17 protein-coding genes, 1 other RNA gene and 1 pseudogene are annotated in these 16,927 nt (G+C 33.7%); 11 read left to right on the top strand and 8 right to left on the bottom strand.

Features of this window, described 5'->3' with window-relative positions:
• Window positions 1-66: 66 nt before the first annotated feature.
• Complete coding sequence (locus OPR37_RS01130; protein WP_164819305.1) at window positions 67-213, top strand: hypothetical protein; 147 nt, start codon at window positions 67-69, stop codon at window positions 211-213.
• Window positions 214-697: 484 nt separating this feature from the next.
• On the opposite strand, the gene OPR37_RS01135 is transcribed toward OPR37_RS01130, so the two are convergent.
• On the bottom strand, window positions 698-1,228 hold the full coding sequence (locus OPR37_RS01135) for a hypothetical protein (RefSeq protein ID WP_052264790.1): 531 nt from the start codon (window positions 1,226-1,228) through the stop codon (window positions 698-700).
• Between the two features lie 134 nt (window positions 1,229-1,362).
• Between OPR37_RS01135 and OPR37_RS01140 the strand changes: the two genes are divergently transcribed.
• Both OPR37_RS01140 and OPR37_RS01145 read left to right on the top strand, forming a co-directional pair.
• Window positions 1,363-1,971 (top strand): superoxide dismutase, encoded by a 609-nt coding sequence (locus OPR37_RS01140; RefSeq protein ID WP_010402419.1) that lies wholly within the window; start codon window positions 1,363-1,365, stop codon window positions 1,969-1,971.
• 1 nt (window position 1,972) lies between these two features.
• Window positions 1,973-3,247: a M16 family metallopeptidase gene (locus OPR37_RS01145; RefSeq protein ID WP_264684948.1), complete on the top strand. Its 1,275-nt coding sequence runs from the start codon at window positions 1,973-1,975 to the stop codon at window positions 3,245-3,247.
• Here the strand turns inward: OPR37_RS01145 and OPR37_RS01150 are convergent.
• The 3 genes from OPR37_RS01150 to nuoE all read right to left on the bottom strand — a co-directional run bounded on the left by OPR37_RS01150 (window position 3,244) and on the right by nuoE (window position 5,377).
• Window positions 3,244-3,561, bottom strand: a complete 318-nt coding sequence (locus OPR37_RS01150; protein ID WP_052264788.1) for a WD_0736 family protein — start codon at window positions 3,559-3,561, stop codon at window positions 3,244-3,246. The two genes, OPR37_RS01145 and OPR37_RS01150, sit on opposite strands and share 4 nt — an antisense overlap.
• Window positions 3,562-3,664: 103 nt before the next feature.
• A complete protein-coding gene (gene tgt, locus OPR37_RS01155) occupies window positions 3,665-4,876 on the bottom strand; it encodes a tRNA guanosine(34) transglycosylase Tgt (RefSeq protein WP_007302018.1) in 1,212 nt (403 codons plus the stop codon).
• The gene (gene nuoE, locus OPR37_RS01160) at window positions 4,877-5,377 is read right to left on the bottom strand and encodes an NADH-quinone oxidoreductase subunit NuoE (protein ID WP_007302017.1); all 501 of its coding nucleotides are present in this window, start codon (window positions 5,375-5,377) and stop codon (window positions 4,877-4,879) included.
• Window positions 5,378-5,632: 255 nt separating this feature from the next.
• Between nuoE and OPR37_RS01165 the strand changes: the two genes are divergently transcribed.
• Window positions 5,633-7,333 (top strand): hypothetical protein, encoded by a 1,701-nt coding sequence (locus OPR37_RS01165; RefSeq protein ID WP_264711246.1) that lies wholly within the window; start codon window positions 5,633-5,635, stop codon window positions 7,331-7,333.
• Between the two features lie 497 nt (window positions 7,334-7,830).
• On the opposite strand, the gene OPR37_RS01170 is transcribed toward OPR37_RS01165, so the two are convergent.
• Window positions 7,831-8,850 carry an IS110 family RNA-guided transposase gene (locus OPR37_RS01170; RefSeq protein ID WP_214303242.1) on the bottom strand — a complete coding sequence of 340 codons (1,020 nt, stop codon included), beginning with the start codon at window positions 8,848-8,850 and terminating at the stop codon, window positions 7,831-7,833.
• Window positions 8,851-8,934: 84 nt separating this feature from the next.
• Here OPR37_RS01170 and OPR37_RS01175 point away from each other — a divergent pair, with 84 nt between their 5' ends.
• The 3 genes and pseudogenes from OPR37_RS01175 to tnpA all read left to right on the top strand — a co-directional run bounded on the left by OPR37_RS01175 (window position 8,935) and on the right by tnpA (window position 10,631).
• Window positions 8,935-9,513: a hypothetical protein gene (locus OPR37_RS01175; RefSeq protein ID WP_265016862.1), complete on the top strand. Its 579-nt coding sequence runs from the start codon at window positions 8,935-8,937 to the stop codon at window positions 9,511-9,513.
• 156 nt (window positions 9,514-9,669) lie between these two features.
• Window positions 9,670-10,018: RNase P RNA component class A (rnpB, locus tag OPR37_RS01180), an RNA gene on the top strand.
• Between the two features lie 194 nt (window positions 10,019-10,212).
• Window positions 10,213-10,631: pseudogene (gene tnpA, locus OPR37_RS01185) on the top strand (IS200/IS605 family transposase).
• Window positions 10,632-10,924: 293 nt separating this feature from the next.
• Here tnpA and OPR37_RS01190 read toward each other — a convergent pair.
• Window positions 10,925-11,695, bottom strand: coding sequence for a response regulator transcription factor (locus OPR37_RS01190; RefSeq protein WP_007302014.1), 771 nt, complete (start codon window positions 11,693-11,695; stop codon window positions 10,925-10,927).
• 323 nt (window positions 11,696-12,018) lie between these two features.
• Between OPR37_RS01190 and OPR37_RS01195 the strand changes: the two genes are divergently transcribed.
• The 4 genes from OPR37_RS01195 to OPR37_RS01210 are packed head-to-tail and all read left to right on the top strand — an operon-like array spanning window position 12,019 to window position 15,451.
• Entirely contained in the window at window positions 12,019-12,996 is a 978-nt protein-coding gene (locus tag OPR37_RS01195; protein ID WP_264684949.1) for an NAD(P)H-dependent glycerol-3-phosphate dehydrogenase, read from the top strand.
• Window positions 12,997-13,015: 19 nt separating this feature from the next.
• A complete protein-coding gene (locus tag OPR37_RS01200; RefSeq protein WP_012481861.1) occupies window positions 13,016-13,498 on the top strand; it encodes a phosphatidylglycerophosphatase A family protein in 483 nt (160 codons plus the stop codon).
• Window positions 13,488-14,279: a GNAT family N-acetyltransferase gene (locus tag OPR37_RS01205; protein ID WP_007302011.1), complete on the top strand. Its 792-nt coding sequence runs from the start codon at window positions 13,488-13,490 to the stop codon at window positions 14,277-14,279. The genes OPR37_RS01200 and OPR37_RS01205 overlap by 11 nt, the downstream gene beginning before the upstream one ends.
• A gap of 35 nt (window positions 14,280-14,314) precedes the next feature.
• Window positions 14,315-15,451: a hypothetical protein gene (locus OPR37_RS01210; RefSeq protein ID WP_213863993.1), complete on the top strand. Its 1,137-nt coding sequence runs from the start codon at window positions 14,315-14,317 to the stop codon at window positions 15,449-15,451.
• A 3-nt stretch (window positions 15,452-15,454) separates the two neighbouring features.
• On the opposite strand, the gene OPR37_RS01215 is transcribed toward OPR37_RS01210, so the two are convergent.
• A complete protein-coding gene (locus OPR37_RS01215; protein ID WP_213863994.1) occupies window positions 15,455-16,243 on the bottom strand; it encodes a succinate dehydrogenase iron-sulfur subunit in 789 nt (262 codons plus the stop codon).
• A 54-nt stretch (window positions 16,244-16,297) separates the two neighbouring features.
• Window positions 16,298-16,756, bottom strand: a complete 459-nt coding sequence (ybeY, locus tag OPR37_RS01220) for an rRNA maturation RNase YbeY (protein WP_015587883.1) — start codon at window positions 16,754-16,756, stop codon at window positions 16,298-16,300.
• Between the last annotated feature and the right edge of the window lie 171 nt (window positions 16,757-16,927).

Consider the following 16,927-nt stretch of genomic DNA (forward strand, 5'->3'; position numbering starts at 1 on the left):
AGCTAAGCTAAGTAAGATTTTTCCGAGGACTGAAAGAAAAAATCAATTCGTTTTGGTGGGAATAGGGTGTGTAACAGCAAATCAATACGAGTTGATATACTAGAAGAAGCAGTATGGAAAGAAATGAAGATGGTACTCAAAGAACCAGAGGCAATGACTAAGGAATATCAGCTCAGACTCGTAAAACATGAAAGTACGCAAGCAAAGGATTAACTTGAAAAGCGTGCAAGTAAAATAGAACAAGGTATAGAAAAATTAGCTTATGTATATGCAAGGGGTCATATAACGAAGGAAAAGTATGACTTAGAAGTTGAGAGCATGGAAAAGGAGTTAAAGGAATCAGAGATCAAAGGGAAGAAGCTATCGATGAAAAGAGTCTACAGAGAGAATTAGATTTTATCACAAACAGTGTAGAAAGTTTTTCCTCTGAGAGAGCTTAATCAAGCAGACTATGAAACTAAACTTGATATAATAAGAAAGTTAGTTCAACGCATTGAAATTGACGATGATAACGTACATATAGTGTTTCGATTGAAAGAACTTACTCTCGAAAGGCAAAAAAAAGTGTTCAACATTGTATCGGGATGCCAGTGTCAGCTACTTGCATGACATCCTCTTGCTTCTATAGGTGTCTTTATCTCGTCTACTTTATTTTGCCACACAGATACAATGGTTTCACATGCACTTGGTAGGCTATCTATTTTGACAAAGAAGGACTACCAACACCTTCAGCGTTTGCATCACTAAACTTACTTGCTACTTTATCAATAGTCCAAACGAGTGGCGTAACAACGAGCGCAGCAGCCCAAATAACAGCACTAACAACATAACTCAAAACTGTGTTAACAAACTGAGCTAATGCACTACTATGGACACGTGCCTTACCTGACAACATGGATGAATAATCTATCAACGATTTTGTACTGTACTTAAGATCACAACCATCTGTTACTTTCGCTAACCCTTTTGCCGGCCAATATGATAGATACGCCAATGCTAGATATAAAGGTTGTAGGGCTATATTAGCTAATGTATAAGTAGTAAGATAAGTCAGAGAATGACACCTCAAACTACCAAAAGCTACATTTTTCACTGGCTCAATAACACTATTAATATAATAAACGGACTTATAGAAACTATTTTGTGGAACTTCGTTACCTCGAACGCTTTTGGTAGGAACATCTCCGAATTTAACATATTTCTTAAAATTACTATATGAACTTGACATATTACCCCTCTAAAAATAAAAAATAATTACCTTGTCAGTATAGTTCATTTTAGAATAACTGCAATAAACATCTTACAAATTATGTGTTGCGCAAAAGCACATATTAACATACCATCGAAAATAAAGAGGTCAGCATGAGTTTTACTTTACCTGAGTTGCCATATGATAAAGCAGCTTTAGAGCCTTATATATCTGTAAAGACATTAGATTTTCATTATGATAAGCACCATAAGGGATATTTAAATAAACTCAACGAACTGGTTGAAAACACAGATTATCAACATATGGAAATTGAGGAATTAGTAACGAAAGTTCATGGAAATAATAATACAGTTCCTATTTTTAATAATGCAGCACAAGTTTGGAATCACACTTTTTATTGGAATTCAATGAAAAAAAATGGTGGTGGTGAGCCTAAAGATGATGGTCTTCTAGCAAAAAAAATTCAAGATGATATTGGTGGCTTTGACAAATTTTGTGAAGAATTTTCAAATTATGGAGTAAGCCAATTTGGCAGTGGATGGGTGTGGTTAGTGCTTGAAAAAGGAAAACTCAAAATCACTAAAACTCCAAATGCGGATCTACCGCTAATTTATGGCCAGGTGCCACTACTTACTATGGATGTATGGGAGCATGCATACTATTTGGATTGCCAAAATCGCAGAATTGACTACATAAAAGTTTTTCTTGATCATTTGATCAATTGGGATTTTGTAGAAGAGAATTTAAAGAAGAATATATAAGATGAATATACCACAAGTAACAAAACTAGATAATGGTCTGCGCATAATAACTGAGAGAGTGCATGAAGTTGATTCCGTAGCTTTAAATATACGAGTTGGTGTTGGCAGTAGAGCTGAAAGTGCAAGTCAAAATGGAATATCTCATTTCCTAGAGCACATGGCTTTCAAAGGAACAAAGACAAGAACTGCTTTTGAAATTGCAAAAGCTTTTGACGATATAGGTGGAGCCTTCAATGCCTGCACCGGTAGAGAAAGCACCAGTTATTATGCAAAGGTTCTTAAAAAAGATATAAAAACTGGCATTGATATATTAATAGATATATTAATGAATTCTACATTTCCAGAGGATGAATTGGAACGCGAAAAGGGTGTTGTAATACAAGAGATTTTTCAAACTAATGATTCACCGAGCGATATCATTTTTGATAAGTATTTTGAAGCAGCTTATAAAGATCAACCATTTGGTAGATCAATCCTGGGCACGCAAGATACTGTCAAATCTTTTACTCGAGAAGATCTGAATAACTACATAAAGGAGCATTACTTTGGCGGAAATATGATATTTGCTGCTGCAGGAAATGTTGAGCATGAGGAAGTTGTTCAATTAATCAAAGACTTTCTCTCAAAGATTCATTCAAAAGAGCTGAAAAAAAGCGAGAATGCAGGTTATACCAGTGGTGAGTATCGAGAGCATCGTAAATTAGATCAGGTGCACTTGTTAATTGGGCTACCTAGTGTTTCTCGTGATGATAATAAATATCACACATTTAAAGTGCTTGATTCTATACTGGGAAGTGGCATGTCATCACGCCTGTTTCAGGAAGTAAGAGAAAAGCAGGGTCTTGCTTACTCCATTTACTCATTCAACTCTAGCTATGCTGATACGGGAATGCTTTCGATTTTTGCTGGTACAGATAGTAGTAATCTAGATAAGCTTTTAAAATCCATAACGACAGAGCTAAAGAAATTGTCTACAGATGATTTAAAGGAAGAAGAAGTAAATAGAGTAAAAGAACGAGTAAAATCTCAAATTTTAATGTCACGCGAAAGTGTTAGCTCACGTGCTGAAACATTAGGACACTACTACGGTAACTATAATAAATACATCAGTAAAAACGAATTAATAGAAAAAATTAGTGCTGTTACTATTTACGATATAAAAAAAGCAGCAGAAGAATTGCTATCTCAGCATGAAAAAATTACTTTAGCTGCGATTGGAGAAATTAATTCACTGCCAAGTTACGATAAAGTGGTTTCTATGCTTAGTGTACTTTAGTTATGTTGCTTATGCTCACTAAAAAGTTCAATGAATGGTTGCAAAATCCTTTCTATAAAAAGTTTGCTTTCTGGTTCATCGCGTATACCACTAATCATTTTATTGAAAGTTTTTTCGCTGTTTTGTAAAAATAAATAGCTTTCTACTGATTGCACAATAGACAAGGCAGTTAAAACTCCTCCTATCACTAAACAAGAAGCTATAGCAGGTACAGTACCCACTGCAATTCCAGTTGCGATTAATGATAAACCAGCTAAGAGTGTAAAGGCTGAAACGCAAAACGCTATTTGATGTTTTTCTTTATTTTTAACTATAAATGCCTCACAAAATTATATTTTTAGTATACCCGTATATATACGGTACTGTCAAGTTTTTAAAGAAGATTAAAAAATGCAACGCACATGTACAAAATATGAACTAGGTATATAGTTCACAATGCAGCGGTATTTCACTAATCCAATTATTTTTTTCCTGATCTAGCCTATCATTCAATATTGCTTGTCTTATTGATTCCATCAACTTATTCATGAAGAAAACATTGTGAATGGTAACGAGTGTATAAGCCAGCAACTCTTTAGCTTTCAGTAGATGGTGTATATAGGCTCTTGAATGTTTTCTGCAAGTAAAGCACAAACAGTCATTTTCAATTGGGTTATCATCTAGTTCGAATCGTTGATTTCGCAAATTAATATGCTCTTTACGCTTTGAAGAAATAGAATCTCTGTTTTTTACTTTAACAAGCGCGCCACCATGTCTTGCGAGGCGAGTTGGATGCACGCAATCAAATGTATCAACTCCAAGCTCTACTCCACGAAAAATGTCTACAATTCCACCAATACCAAGCAAATGAGTAGGCCTATCTTTTTTTAAATGTTCCATAGTAAAGGAAACTACATCATACATCTGCTCTTTACTTTGACCAAGTGATCCACCTATTGCTTGACCAAAAAATGGCAAATCGTTGATAAAATCACAACTTTCTCTACGCAAATCTTGATACACTCCGCCTTGACTAATTCCATAAAGCGCCTGTTTGCCATCATTATTTTTTTCAAACTTATTTAAAGAACGTTCAGCCCATCTATGGCTCATGAGCATTGATTTTCTTGTGTATTCTTTACTGACATGGAATGGAGTACATTCATCTAAAACTAGGATTAAATCTGCACCTAATTTTTGTTGAATTTGTATCGACTTTTCAGGAGTTAGACAATAAGTTTTACCATTTATGTAAGAACGAAAAATTGCCCCATCCTCGTTAATTTTGATCAGAGTTTTTTGCTTCTGTCTTATTCCCTTTATTTCTTCCGAAACTGACCCGTGCCCTAAACTAAATATCTGGTATCCACCAGAATCAGTGAGCATTGGCCCACTCCATCCCATCATCTTGTGCAAGCCACCAAGCTTTGCCACAGTATCCTCTCCCGGTTGGAGCATTAGGTGATAGGTGTTGGAAAGTATTATCTGAGTACCTGCTTCTCTGATTCTCTCGATATCTGCAGCTTTAATAGCAGCTTTGGTTGCACAAAATATAAATGCTGGTGTTTCTATACTTCCATTTGGAGTTTTGATCGTTCCAACTCTTGCAGAACCTGATTGCTTAGTTATCCTAAACGAGAACTTTTCCATCTATTTACTTGAAAGTTCTGCTATGATATTTTCCACTTTTTCAGGAGTGAGGTTTTCATAAAAGTCATTATTGATCTGCACCACAGGGGCATTAACGCATGCACCAAGACATTCAACTTCCTTTAAAGTAAATAGATTATCTTTAGTAGTTTCACCGATATTGATTCCTAGTTTCTTTTTAAAGGTATTTAACACTTCTTCGCTATTGCACAACCAGCAAGGAGTTGTTCTACAAATTTGTATGAGATATTTACCTACTGGTTTTAAATTATACATGGTATAAAAATTTGCCACTTCATACACGCGAATATGTGGAATATGAAGCATGTCAGCAACGTAGCGCATGGCAGATTCAGGAACCCATCCGCATTGTTCTTGAACCAGGTATAGTAAAGGCATGACGGCACTACCTTCTCTACCTTTAGGATACATCTCTATAGACTTTTTCGCTTTTCTGAGGTTGTCTGATGTAAAACTAAACTGCTCTTCTTTCTCTTTCATCTAATAAAGTTCGTGTAAATCTCAACAAATTATACTTGAAGAGTTAACAATTGCAATTGTTGGTTTTTTGAGCTCTACAATATTATATCTGTAGAGTGGGCGCATTCAATTTGTGAATTCTTTACTGCTACTCATTTTCCATATTTCGCTTTGCAGATTATAAAGGTATTAATTTCTTAATTTTAGTTAAAATTTTATTGACGTTACATATAGAAATAATCATAATAGCGTTTTATTAAAATTTTAAATATAATTATGTCTATATTAAGTAGATTATTTAGAGTTAATACAACTACACTGAAAGTTAAAGAAGCGATAGGTTTTAACCCAGTAAACGTAGGGTTGATTGAAGGAAATGGAGTTACTTATGGACTCAGCTATCAAGATAACGGCAATGGAAGCAGTAGAGTAAAGTTACTTATTAGTCCATTATATCAATCGAAAACATACGAGTGTGATACATGTGTCAACGTAGCAAATGAATTCAAGGGCCAATTATCTCCCACACTAATAGAAAATTCAGCTGAAGTAGATAAAGTTGGAGTTATTTTTCCTACAGAAGAAACTAACAAAGAAAGAAAGTGCATCAAAGGCTTAACATTCAACACTTACGAAATCAAGCATTCAACTAATGCTCCCTTAGTTGAATACGTAGGAAAAGTAAAATTATACAAGAACATTGATATAAATAATCTTGCAAATGAAGACAATAGTTACTTTCAACCAAAAGCAGTAAAAGTTGATCATGGTAATATTGTTGTAATTGCTCATAACTTAAAGGATCAAGCTTTAGTTTCTTGGTATTTACAATCAGACACGAATGGAAAATTTAAGATTCTGCGTGAAAAAAACGGTCTTACAGAAAGAAAATTATTCAAATTTGATAATCCAGGGCAATTAGTACTAGATGAAAATACGATGCTTTATGCACAGATGAGCAAAGAGATTATTGGGAAGCCAGAAGTAAGAACAAATATCTTTAAATTCGACTTGATTGACGTGGCTCAGAAGCTGAAAGATAGAAAAGAAGATGAATGTTTGCTTAAGAAAAATTGTCAAATAGATAAAGCATCATCTACTATCTATAATCCAGGAAAAATAAACTTTTTACAGTATGTAAGACGAACTGAAGGTGATGATTTAGTTGCTTTTCTTGCGAAAAAACAATCTTCTAATACGCAAGAATTGCATTTAGCAAGGCTTGCTAAGAGAGGACCAAAATCAAATTTTACTGTTTGTGAATGTGAAGATCCTATAGAACAATTGTATGTTAAAGACAATGGTCAAGGAGGTTTTATCGTCACTGCGGTAAGTGGAGAGAGTATTATAACTTTTAATAGAGAGAGCTCTGGAAAATCTTCTGAAGCAACGATAATACCGACAAGCAGTATCAAAGCTCTCAGTGATTTTGTTAATATCATTAACGGCCAATTGATGCCTAGTATTATTTCCAGCAGTACTGTGGCTCCTATAACTGTTACAGAGACGGTTGTGACTTCTAAGAAAACGACGACTGCTGCAATTACTAGCACAACAGAAACCGACACTGTAAAGACTACCAAATTAACAACAGAAGCATCAACTATCATTGTACCAACTTCCACAATGAGTAAATCTTCAACAGAGTCAACAACTCAGGCAAGTACAGTAACAGTGGAGTCAACAACAGTAGCATCAACTACCACTGCACCTACTTCTACAACGAGTAGGCCTTCAACAGAGTCAACAATTCAAACAAGTACAGTAACAGTGGGGCCAACAACAGTAGCAAAAACAACTACTACTCCACAAGCGACCACAGTTGCTACAACGTCAACTAGTGTGCCTTCGGAAACTGAGACAAGTACTGTAAAATCTACAGCAGCGACTGTTGAGTCAACTTTTACAGCAAGCAGTACTACGATGAGTAGGCCTTTAACAGAATTAACAACTAAGATGAGTTCTCTAATTGCATAAAAGTCAACAATAATTTTTTGTATCATGAAAAATATTTTTTGATGTAAAATTCAGCTCTAATACAACCTTTTATTTATTATTGTATTATCTTATTCAATCAAAAGAGGTTTTATTGGCAATAAAAACATCAACACTAATTTCCAATTAATCTCTTTTAAACTATGTAGCCAATGAATATGTGGATAAATACGTCCACACAAACTTAAAGTATTTATCCACATATTCATTAAGCTTATAAAAACTAAGGTATCATTCTTTTCCTCTATAGTCTTAATGATTTTACATAAGTTAAAAGTAGCATGCTTCCATTGTTCTCTCCGCGGTCTAATATGGCTAATTCATATTGTAGCCAAGCCGCACTATACTTGTTAGGCGGAAGTGGACGGCAACATGTACGCCACGAAGTCTATGCTTCAACTTATCCTCTTGCTTATCCCTTCCATCGGCATTGCTATCTTTACTTTCAGTAAAATTATTGTTTTATACTTCTTTAGTGTTTATTGATAGCAAAACTCTTTTCTATCGATTAGCATCTTATGCATAATCACGGCTAATTTTCTTGCTACTGCAACAATTGCTTTTTTCATGCCCTTTTTCTTTTTAAGCTTCAATCCCCAGCTTCTTAATTTAAATGTCCTTTTACATTTTACCAGTAAGACCTGCGCGGCTTCATATAACATATTCCTACAGTCCACTGGTCCCATTTTTGATATACTTCCGTGTCGATCAATCTCACCAGAAGCGTACTGTCTTGGACTTAATCCCATATAGGCTCCAACTGTATAAGATGTTTCAAACCTATGCAGATCATCTATTGCAGCTTTATATGTCATTGCTACTATAATACCAACTCCTGGAACAGTAGTTAATAATTTACAATCCTCATCTTTTTTGCTTTGTTCTGAGAGCATTTTATCAAGTTTTCTTATTGATTCTTCTATTATTTCTAAACTATGTACTAATGATTCAATTGAGGTTTGGCTAATTTCATCTAGATTATTAACCATTTCTTGCACTTTTAAAGCAAAGTTTGCAGAACTAAGACGTTGATTAACTTTTATCCCGTATATTTTCAGTAATCCCCTTATTGTTCCCGCAATTTGCTCTCTGCAACGTATTAATTGTCTTCTGCTTCCAAGTATTATTTTAACCTGACAAGCTTCGTCTGATTTTACTAATACCTCCTTAAATAGCCCAACTCTCATCATTTGTGCTATGCCTCTTGCATCATTTTTATCATTCTTATTGATTCTCGCAGATAATGCTGCTGCCATATGCCTTGCATCTACACAAGTTACTGGTAATCCAAGATTCCTCAACTCTTTGCACATCGATATTGATAATTGCCCGCTTTCTATTCCTATGGACTCGTATTTTTTGTTTTGACCAAGCAGAAACTCAGCTATTGCACTGCTTTCACTTGCAACAACCCCTTCTTTAACAATTTTTCCTTTCTCATCAATGATACTAATAAAAGTTTCTTTGAGTGAGACATCTAACCCGCTATAATGTTTCATGAGACTACTCCTACTGTAAAAGTTTAAATTATTCTTGAAGAACTAATTCATTGAATTTGTTACTTCGTGCTAAAATAATGGAGTATGTCTCTCCATCATTCAATAGCAATTACAGTATGTACGGCATCAGAATCAACAACAGTAGCTGAAACTATTGCGACCTCACAAGCGACTATGATTACTACAATGCCAACTAATGTGCCAACAACAAACTCAGAGGCAACTATACAAACAGTGTCCGCTATATCAAATACTGGAACAAAGGTAACAACTCCTTTGTTCACTACAACTTTACTTCCTCAAACTACTCCTTCACCACAGCCCGCTCAGCTTGCTATAGAGTCTAATAGGGCAGGAATGATAGGTGGGTCTTTGGTTGGAGCGATAATAAGTATTGCTGGAATTATAGGATTCATAACATACAAATATGTTAAGGGTCGTAATTCTGCCCCTGTGTTAGAACTAACTAATTTCAATGATAGAAGGCGATCATCTTCAAGTGGCAATAGCGATGAAGAAATTTTTATCGCTAATAACAGAATGAGACATATATCTATGCGAACTATGGATCAATCTGAAACAGTGCTAAACAGTATATCGGTGGAGAGTAGTAGTCGGTCAAGAAGTAGCTCATCGTCTTCAAGCGGTGGACCAGGATCTTGACTGACTGAGCTAGAGTCTAAAAGTGAAAAAAGCTTATCTTGGGATAGCGATGATGTACCGGAATATCACCTTTAGCTATTTGTCTGAATGTTTTTAGTATGTAGACTGTTAGGAAATTTTCTTTTGCTTTTATGATTTTATGTTAAAGTATAATTCCTAGGTGCAATAAGTAGCTGCTGTTGTGTGATAAACACAGCAGAGGAAAGTCCGAGCTCCAAGAAAAGGTAGTGACGGGTAACGCCCGCCGGAGGTAACTCCAGTTATAGGGCTACAGAAAATTACCGCCTAAATATTATTAGGTAAGGGTGAAAAGGTGTGGTAAGAGCACACCATAACAATGGCAACATTGGTAGTCAAGTAACCAACACTAGGAGCAAGATTAAATAGAAGTAGATTTTATGTTTTTCTCATATCTACTCGGGTAAATCGCACGAAGTAAATGGTAACATTTACTCCAGATAAATAGCTACATAAACAGAACTCGGCTTATATTTCACCTAGGCAATGCATGAATGTCAGCCATACTATGTAAATGTATCAAACATTTCACATACCCTGTACGCTCAATTTGACCACCTATATTCCTTTTACTTCTTGGCTTATCTCTTTATTTTATTGTCCCAAATTTGGGAGAAAAACCCTGGACTTGAAGTCCATCCTTTTAAGAATATAATTTTAAGGTGAAAAATCTGAAAGAATGTGGAATATTATAGAAAAAGCAGTCACTCTGTATATATATCACATAGTGTGGATAACAAAATATCGATATCCAGTACTAGTTGGAGATATTGGACAGAAAGCTAAAGAAGTTGTACAAGAAGTATGTGCAAATAATCAAGTAGAAATTATCAGAGGTAGAGTTGCGTCAAGTCATGTACACGTATACGTTTCTGTACCCCCATACTTAAGTATTAGTAAGTTAGTGCAGTTAATAAAAGGAAAAAGTTCCAGAAAAATCCAGCAAAACTTTCCAGAGCTAAAAAAGAGATATTGGGTTGTGGGCAGTAGGCTAGTTTGTCAGGACTAGCGGAAATGTAACTGACGAAATGATAAAAAATTATATTGAAAATCACTCTAAAAAAGAAGATAAATTTGGTGACTTTCAAGTCGAAAGTTAGCATTCTATGCTCTCTCTCAATCTTTGGATTTTAATCCATAGTGGTTGAATTCCTTTTGAACTTAACAAAGCTTGAATTTTAACCGAGCTTTTCCTTTAACTAGTCATTCTCTATCTCTAAAGCCTTACTTTCTTACCTATAACTTTTTAGCTCCGCTTCCAACTTTTCTATCTTTTGTTGCAAATCTTTGTAAAGTTCTAAAAGACTGACCACGTTACCTCACTTTTAGGATTAGTTTTTATCTTACTAAATCTACCTTTTCGCTTCTTCAATCAACAAGTAAATAAAGCATTTCATGCGCTGTCCTTGACTTGTTCTGCTTGATAGTCACTACTGCTTTCGCTTATATTAACACTAGAGTATTCTTCATCGTCAACATACTCTTTTAGAACATATCCTCTACCCCAAACGGTTTCTATGTGGCTTATTCCGTCATTTGCACTTTCAAGTTTTTTACGTAATTTACACATAAAAACATCAACTATTTTGTTGTCTGAAGGTTCGTCCAAGCCATTGTAAAGATGGTTTAAAAACATTTCTTTTGTCAACACTGCTCCTTTACGCAATGCCAGCAATTCTATCATGGAATACTCTTTGTTAGTAAGGTGAACTGTTTTGCCTTTTACCTCAACAATCCTGTGATCAAAATTGATATTCATATTACCAATCTTTATCACTGATTCGGGATGGCCTTTAGTACGTCGGACTATGGCCTTAATTCGAGCTAATAATTCGCTCTTGTGAAATGGCTTGGTTAAGTAATCGTCGGCACCATACCCAAGTCCTTTAGCTTTATGGTTGGCAGCGGAGATACACGAAAGTATTAAAACAGGAACTTTGATTTTTGCACTTCTTAATCTTAACAGTATATCATATCCATCAATATCACCAGGCAGGTGTATATCTAGAATAACTAGATCGTAACAGTCTCCACCCGAGGAAACCATATTATTGTTATAATCTTGTGCAGAAGTAACAACGTCGCAAAAATGTCCATCAGAAGTTAAGGCATTAACTACAGTCCTTGCACTTACTTGATCATCTTCAATTAATAATATACGCATATTTTACACCCCATAAATAATTTATAATTTTAGTAATATATATAACCAAGGAAAGTAACAAATCAAATTTTTATTAATGAATAATAGAAATTACACTTATTAATTAATAGTTAATGTGTCGTTCCAAAATTATACAAATAGATCTAAAATACAATAGATATACTATAATAATACTATTTTTAGTAAATATTGAATAGAAGCTATTTTTATTAAAAGAATACTTAGGTTAATAGATATTTAAACTATTTTATACTTTTATGTTATATTTTTAATTTACTTATTCTACAGTTTTAAATTATAAGTAATACTTTCGGGAATATTGAGTGGTAATATCAGTTTTAGGTGCTGGCGCATGGGGTACAGCAATTGCGATTTCATTAAGTGGTAAGAAAAATGTAATTTTGTGGACTCGCAATAAGGCCATATTTGAATCAATTAAAGAGAAAAGAGAAAGTGACAAGCTACCTGATTGTCCAATTTCTGATAATGTATCAGTAAAATTAGCTATTGAAGATGCAGTGAATGCTTCAGTAATAATTCTAGCTGTTCCCACTCAGTCTCTAAGGGAGATATGTCATCAATTGAATGATTGTAACCTAAAAAAAAATGTAGCAATAATTTTGGCTTGTAAGGGAATAGAAAAATCTACATTAAAATTACCTAGTGAAGTAGTCAATGAAGTTTTACCTAATAATCCTCTTGCTGTTTTTTCTGGTCCTAGCTTTGCTATAGAAGTTGCAAGAAAATTACCATATTCGATGGTTCTTGCATGTCAAAATGAAGTATTAGGTTTAAAATTAGTATCAGAGCTACAGCAAGAAAATATTAAATTGTACCTTAGTAGCGATGTTATAGGAATACAGGTTTGTGCAGCGTTAAAGAATGTTTTTGCTATAGCATGTGGGGTTGTTCTAGGTAGGTTTGGGTTTAATGCTCATGCAGCATTAATTACGAAAAGTATGAGTGAAATTAAGGCTTTATACTCAGCAAAAGTTGGTGACGGCAATGTAGATATAAATACACTACTTGGACCAGCATGCTTAGGCGATTTGGTTGTGACATGCACATCATTAAATTCAAGAAATCTATCTTTTGGATCTAAAGTAGCTAATAGTAATGGTTCTAGTGCTCAGCAGATTTTATTAGAAGGTAAGTCGGTAATTGAAGGTTTTAACACTGCTAAGTCTGCATTTGATTTAGCAGAAAAGCTAAAGATAAAAATGCCCATATGTGAAGCGATCTATAGATTGCTATATGAAAATACTTCTATAGAAGATACTATTTCTGTTCTTGTAAATTAGTTTTATATTTCGGTATATTGTGAAATTTTTATATAAATTAATATCAACATGGTGGCTATCTGGCACGGTAAAACACATGCCAGGTACTATAGGCAGCTTGGCTGCTTACCCAATTGTTCCTATATTACTCAATGACAGAATTTTAGGTACAGCAATTATTTTTTTTTTATTCTTAGTTGGATTATGGTCTACAGGCAATTATATACAACATTACAAAGCTCCGCATGATCCAAAAGAGGTAGTAATTGATGAAGTAGTTGGTCAGTTGCTGACAGTACTTCTAGTTTCAATATTATTAGAACAAGAAATGAATAGCTCTGTATTGTTGGTGTGCTTTTTCTCCTTTAGGTTTTTTGATATAATAAAAGTGTGGCCTATAAATTTGATTGATAAAAATACAAAAGGTCCTTTAGGTATTATGCTAGATGATGTTGTAGCTGCAATTTTAGCCTTTGTTTTTATAGGAGCCTTTTATTGTTTATTGTTGATTTATGCAGAATAAAAAAATTTGTTATTCAAGCTTAATTATTCAGAACCTAAAGGATTATATACTTTATGCAACGAATTTGTCCAAGTGGGAAATACATGACGAATTTGATAATGTTATATTTACAGTAAATGGTACCAGAGAATCGTTATTTAATTTTGTGTTTTGTGAAGATCAATGTACTGAGCTTTCCATATGCAGAACTCTAGATTATCTCAAAGCACGAAATATAGAAGCAACATGGATAATAAGTCCACGTATAAAAATAGGGGGTATTTTAGAAAAATGCGAAATAAAACACGTTAACGCACCAAAAAAAGTTTTACTCAATATAAAAGATTATTTTTTGCCTGATGATGCTGTTCCAAATTTGAAGTTCAATGTTGTAAATAGTAGTGAGCTCTTAGAGCAATTAGATTTACACACTTCTAAAATTTTTTATCACAGAATTAGTATTGTTAGCACATTTTTTCGCCAATTATCGAATTATGATGATAAGAGCTCAAGGTTAAGATTTTTTCTTGTAATGCTAAATAACGAAATTGTTGGAACATGCGGTCTTTATATTCAAGACAGCATAGCTGGTTTTTATAGCGATGGAGTTTTACCAATTTACAGGGGTCGTGGAATAGGAACTCAAATGGTTCTAGAAAGAATAAAGATAGCTAGGCAATTTGAATGCAAATACATAGTAGCACATTGCATGAAACCTTCTGTAAACCTTTATAAGAGATTAGGCTTTAGGGTATTGGGCAATCTTCACTTATATACCTCTTCAGTACAATCTCTTTGCTGAGAGGTTATAAATTTTTATATTTGTTTTAGAATACTATGTTTTTTTTGTATGAAATAGTTTTACTACTAATTCTAGTATTCTTCTTTTTCTCATATTCTAAATTAAAAATTAGTAATAAAATTAAGGACTTACAACATCAAAATGTTATCATAAATAATTTAATAGATACTGTAAATGATGGATTTTATATTTGGGACGCAAAAAAACGTATAGAAAAATTTTCTCCCAATTTACTAATTTTGCTTAATACTGTTTTTTATTCATTTAATGAGTTTGTAAATTTTTTTGAGCAATCAGAAAGCTTAATTAAAAGTTTTGCTGAGGCAAAGGAAATAAATAAATCTTTTACTCTAGATTTAAAGTCAAAAGACAGTGAGGTTTATTGCACATGTTATGGTAAAAGCATAATAGATTATTCTAATAATGTGATTGGTGTGTTGTTGTGGATAAGAAATATCTCCGATTATAAGATAAAAGCTAATGAACTTGAGTTAGAAAATAGTAAGCTTATGCGAGAATTGGAGAACTATAAAAAAATTTTTGACTCTTTACCATTTCCAATACTGAAGCACAATAAGAATAAAAAAGTAAGGTTTTATAACTTATTTTATGATAAATATATAGGCAGCTCTAAAAAATTTACTGTTGCGAGTGGCTCCTATAACGTAAAACCAGGAGAGTGTGTAATAACTTACAAGAACGAACCTAAGGTTTTTAATTTTGTTGAAGTTCCAGTGCAAAATTCTAATAGCATAGTAATGTATGGAAAAGATATTAGTGATGAAAAAAAATTACATACTGAGCTAAGCAATTGTTTAGCTGCACAAGAAAGTTTGCTTGAGAAGCTATCGATTGCTGTAGCGATATATAGTAAGAATCAAAAGCTAAAATTTTATAATAATGCTTTTATAAAAACTTTTCAGTTTGATCCAAAATTTTTGGAGTCTTATCCAACTTATCACGAGATTATGCTTCACCTATTTGAATCTAAAAAGCTTTTAGGAAAAAATGATTTTCAAACTATTAATAATCAAAGACATGAGTTGTTCAAAAGATTACTGGAATCATATGGTGAAACAATACATTTCATGAACGGAAGAACGTTTAGAGTATTAACAATACCCTATGCTTCAGAGGGTCTACTATTTTCTTACGAAGAGTGCCAGAAATAACACTCAAATTCCTCCTCTCTCTACCATAAGCTGTTTTACTTTCGCTATCGCTTTTGCTGGGTTAAGACCTTTCGGGCAGGTTTTTGTACAATTCATTATTGTATGACAACGATACAACTTAAATGGGTCGTTTAAAGAAGCAAGTCTTTCTTCTTTCTTATTATCACGACTGTCAGCAATCCATCTATAAGCTTGCAGTAATACCGCTGGCCCTAAAAATTTATCACCATTCCACCAATAGCTTGGGCAACCAGTCGAACAGCAAGCACATAGTATACAATCAGACAGACCATCCAATTTTTTTCTATCTTCAGGAGATTGAAAGTATTCTTTATTTTGTAAGGCAGATTTATCTGTTTGTAACCAAGGTTTAATCGATTTGTATTGCTCATAAAATTGGCTTAGATCTGGAACTAGATCCTTTACTATATACATATGAGGTAGTGGATATATTTTTACTTCACCTTTTATATCATGTATAGATTTAGTGCATGCGAGAGTGTTGGTACCATCAATATTCATTGCACAAGATCCGCATATTCCTTCTCTGCAAGAGCGTCTAAAAGTTAAGGTTGAATCTATTTCATCCTTTATTTTTATTAATGCATCAAGTACCATAGGGCCACAATTATCCATATCGATAAAAAATGTGTCTATTCTTGGATTTTTATCATCATCAGCAGACCAACGATAAATTTGAAATCTTCTAATATTTTTTGCTCCAGTAGGAGTAGGATAAACCTTGCCCTTTTTATTAACTTTAGAATTTTTTGGTAAAGAAAACTGAACCATATTGCTTACCTTTTACAGCTAAAACCCCTTTTTTGTAAATAACATATTTTGGTATTATCTACCATACTTTTCCTTTTCAAATTCAAGCAAAGCTAAAATCTTGCTCTCTAAACTTTTCATTATAATTTCTTCATCTTCTTTTTGATGATCATAGCCAAGTAAATGCAGCAATCCATGAACTAACATGTGTGCAGTGTGAGTGAGGATAGATATACAGTACTCATGAGACTCTCTTTCTATTGTATCTACTGCAATTGCTATGTCTCCTAGATCACATTCACTAGATAACTGTTCGCATGGAAATGATAGTACATTAGTTGGCTTATCTATTTCTCTAAACTTAAGATTAAGTTGATGTAGCAAGTTATCATCAGCGAGAGCTATTGATATATTTGGTTTATAATGATCTATTTTTAATTCTTTTAGAGAAGCATTAATAATATTTAATACAAAACTCTGTGGGTCCTTCGTAATACTATGCCACCTCTTATCAAGAATATTTACTTCTAACATGAATAAAGCACCAGAAAGGACATTATCCCATCACTTGACATTGGAACCAAAAAAAGAAGAATTATAGACCATCGTATCATACACACAACTATACGAATATTGTACACTAGAAGTATGTCATCCCAGTCTGGGATCCAGGAATTCTGATTAGACATTAGGTGAGTGAATATA

It is taken from the genome of Wolbachia endosymbiont (group B) of Lycaena phlaeas (genome assembly GCF_947251875.1).
In the GTDB taxonomy this organism is placed as follows: domain Bacteria; phylum Pseudomonadota; class Alphaproteobacteria; order Rickettsiales; family Anaplasmataceae; genus Wolbachia.

What these genes read in the sequence shown, in the direction of transcription:
- OPR37_RS01135 (WP_052264790.1), bottom strand. Translation starts at nt 1,228, where the DNA reads ATGTCAAGTTCATATAGTAATTTTAAGAAATATGTTAAATTCGGAGAT.
- OPR37_RS01140 (WP_010402419.1), top strand. Translation starts at nt 1,363, where the DNA reads ATGAGTTTTACTTTACCTGAGTTGCCATATGATAAAGCAGCTTTAGAG.
- OPR37_RS01145 (WP_264684948.1), top strand. Translation starts at nt 1,973, where the DNA reads ATGAATATACCACAAGTAACAAAACTAGATAATGGTCTGCGCATAATA.
- tgt (WP_007302018.1), bottom strand. Translation starts at nt 4,876, where the DNA reads ATGGAAAAGTTCTCGTTTAGGATAACTAAGCAATCAGGTTCTGCAAGA.
- nuoE (WP_007302017.1), bottom strand. Translation starts at nt 5,377, where the DNA reads ATGAAAGAGAAAGAAGAGCAGTTTAGTTTTACATCAGACAACCTCAGA.
- OPR37_RS01165 (WP_264711246.1), top strand. Translation starts at nt 5,633, where the DNA reads ATGTCTATATTAAGTAGATTATTTAGAGTTAATACAACTACACTGAAA.
- OPR37_RS01170 (WP_214303242.1), bottom strand. Translation starts at nt 8,850, where the DNA reads ATGAAACATTATAGCGGGTTAGATGTCTCACTCAAAGAAACTTTTATT.
- OPR37_RS01175 (WP_265016862.1), top strand. Translation starts at nt 8,935, where the DNA reads ATGTCTCTCCATCATTCAATAGCAATTACAGTATGTACGGCATCAGAA.
- OPR37_RS01190 (WP_007302014.1), bottom strand. Translation starts at nt 11,695, where the DNA reads ATGCGTATATTATTAATTGAAGATGATCAAGTAAGTGCAAGGACTGTA.
- OPR37_RS01205 (WP_007302011.1), top strand. Translation starts at nt 13,488, where the DNA reads ATGCAGAATAAAAAAATTTGTTATTCAAGCTTAATTATTCAGAACCTA.
- OPR37_RS01210 (WP_213863993.1), top strand. Translation starts at nt 14,315, where the DNA reads ATGTTTTTTTTGTATGAAATAGTTTTACTACTAATTCTAGTATTCTTC.
- OPR37_RS01215 (WP_213863994.1), bottom strand. Translation starts at nt 16,243, where the DNA reads ATGGTTCAGTTTTCTTTACCAAAAAATTCTAAAGTTAATAAAAAGGGC.
- ybeY (WP_015587883.1), bottom strand. Translation starts at nt 16,756, where the DNA reads ATGTTAGAAGTAAATATTCTTGATAAGAGGTGGCATAGTATTACGAAG.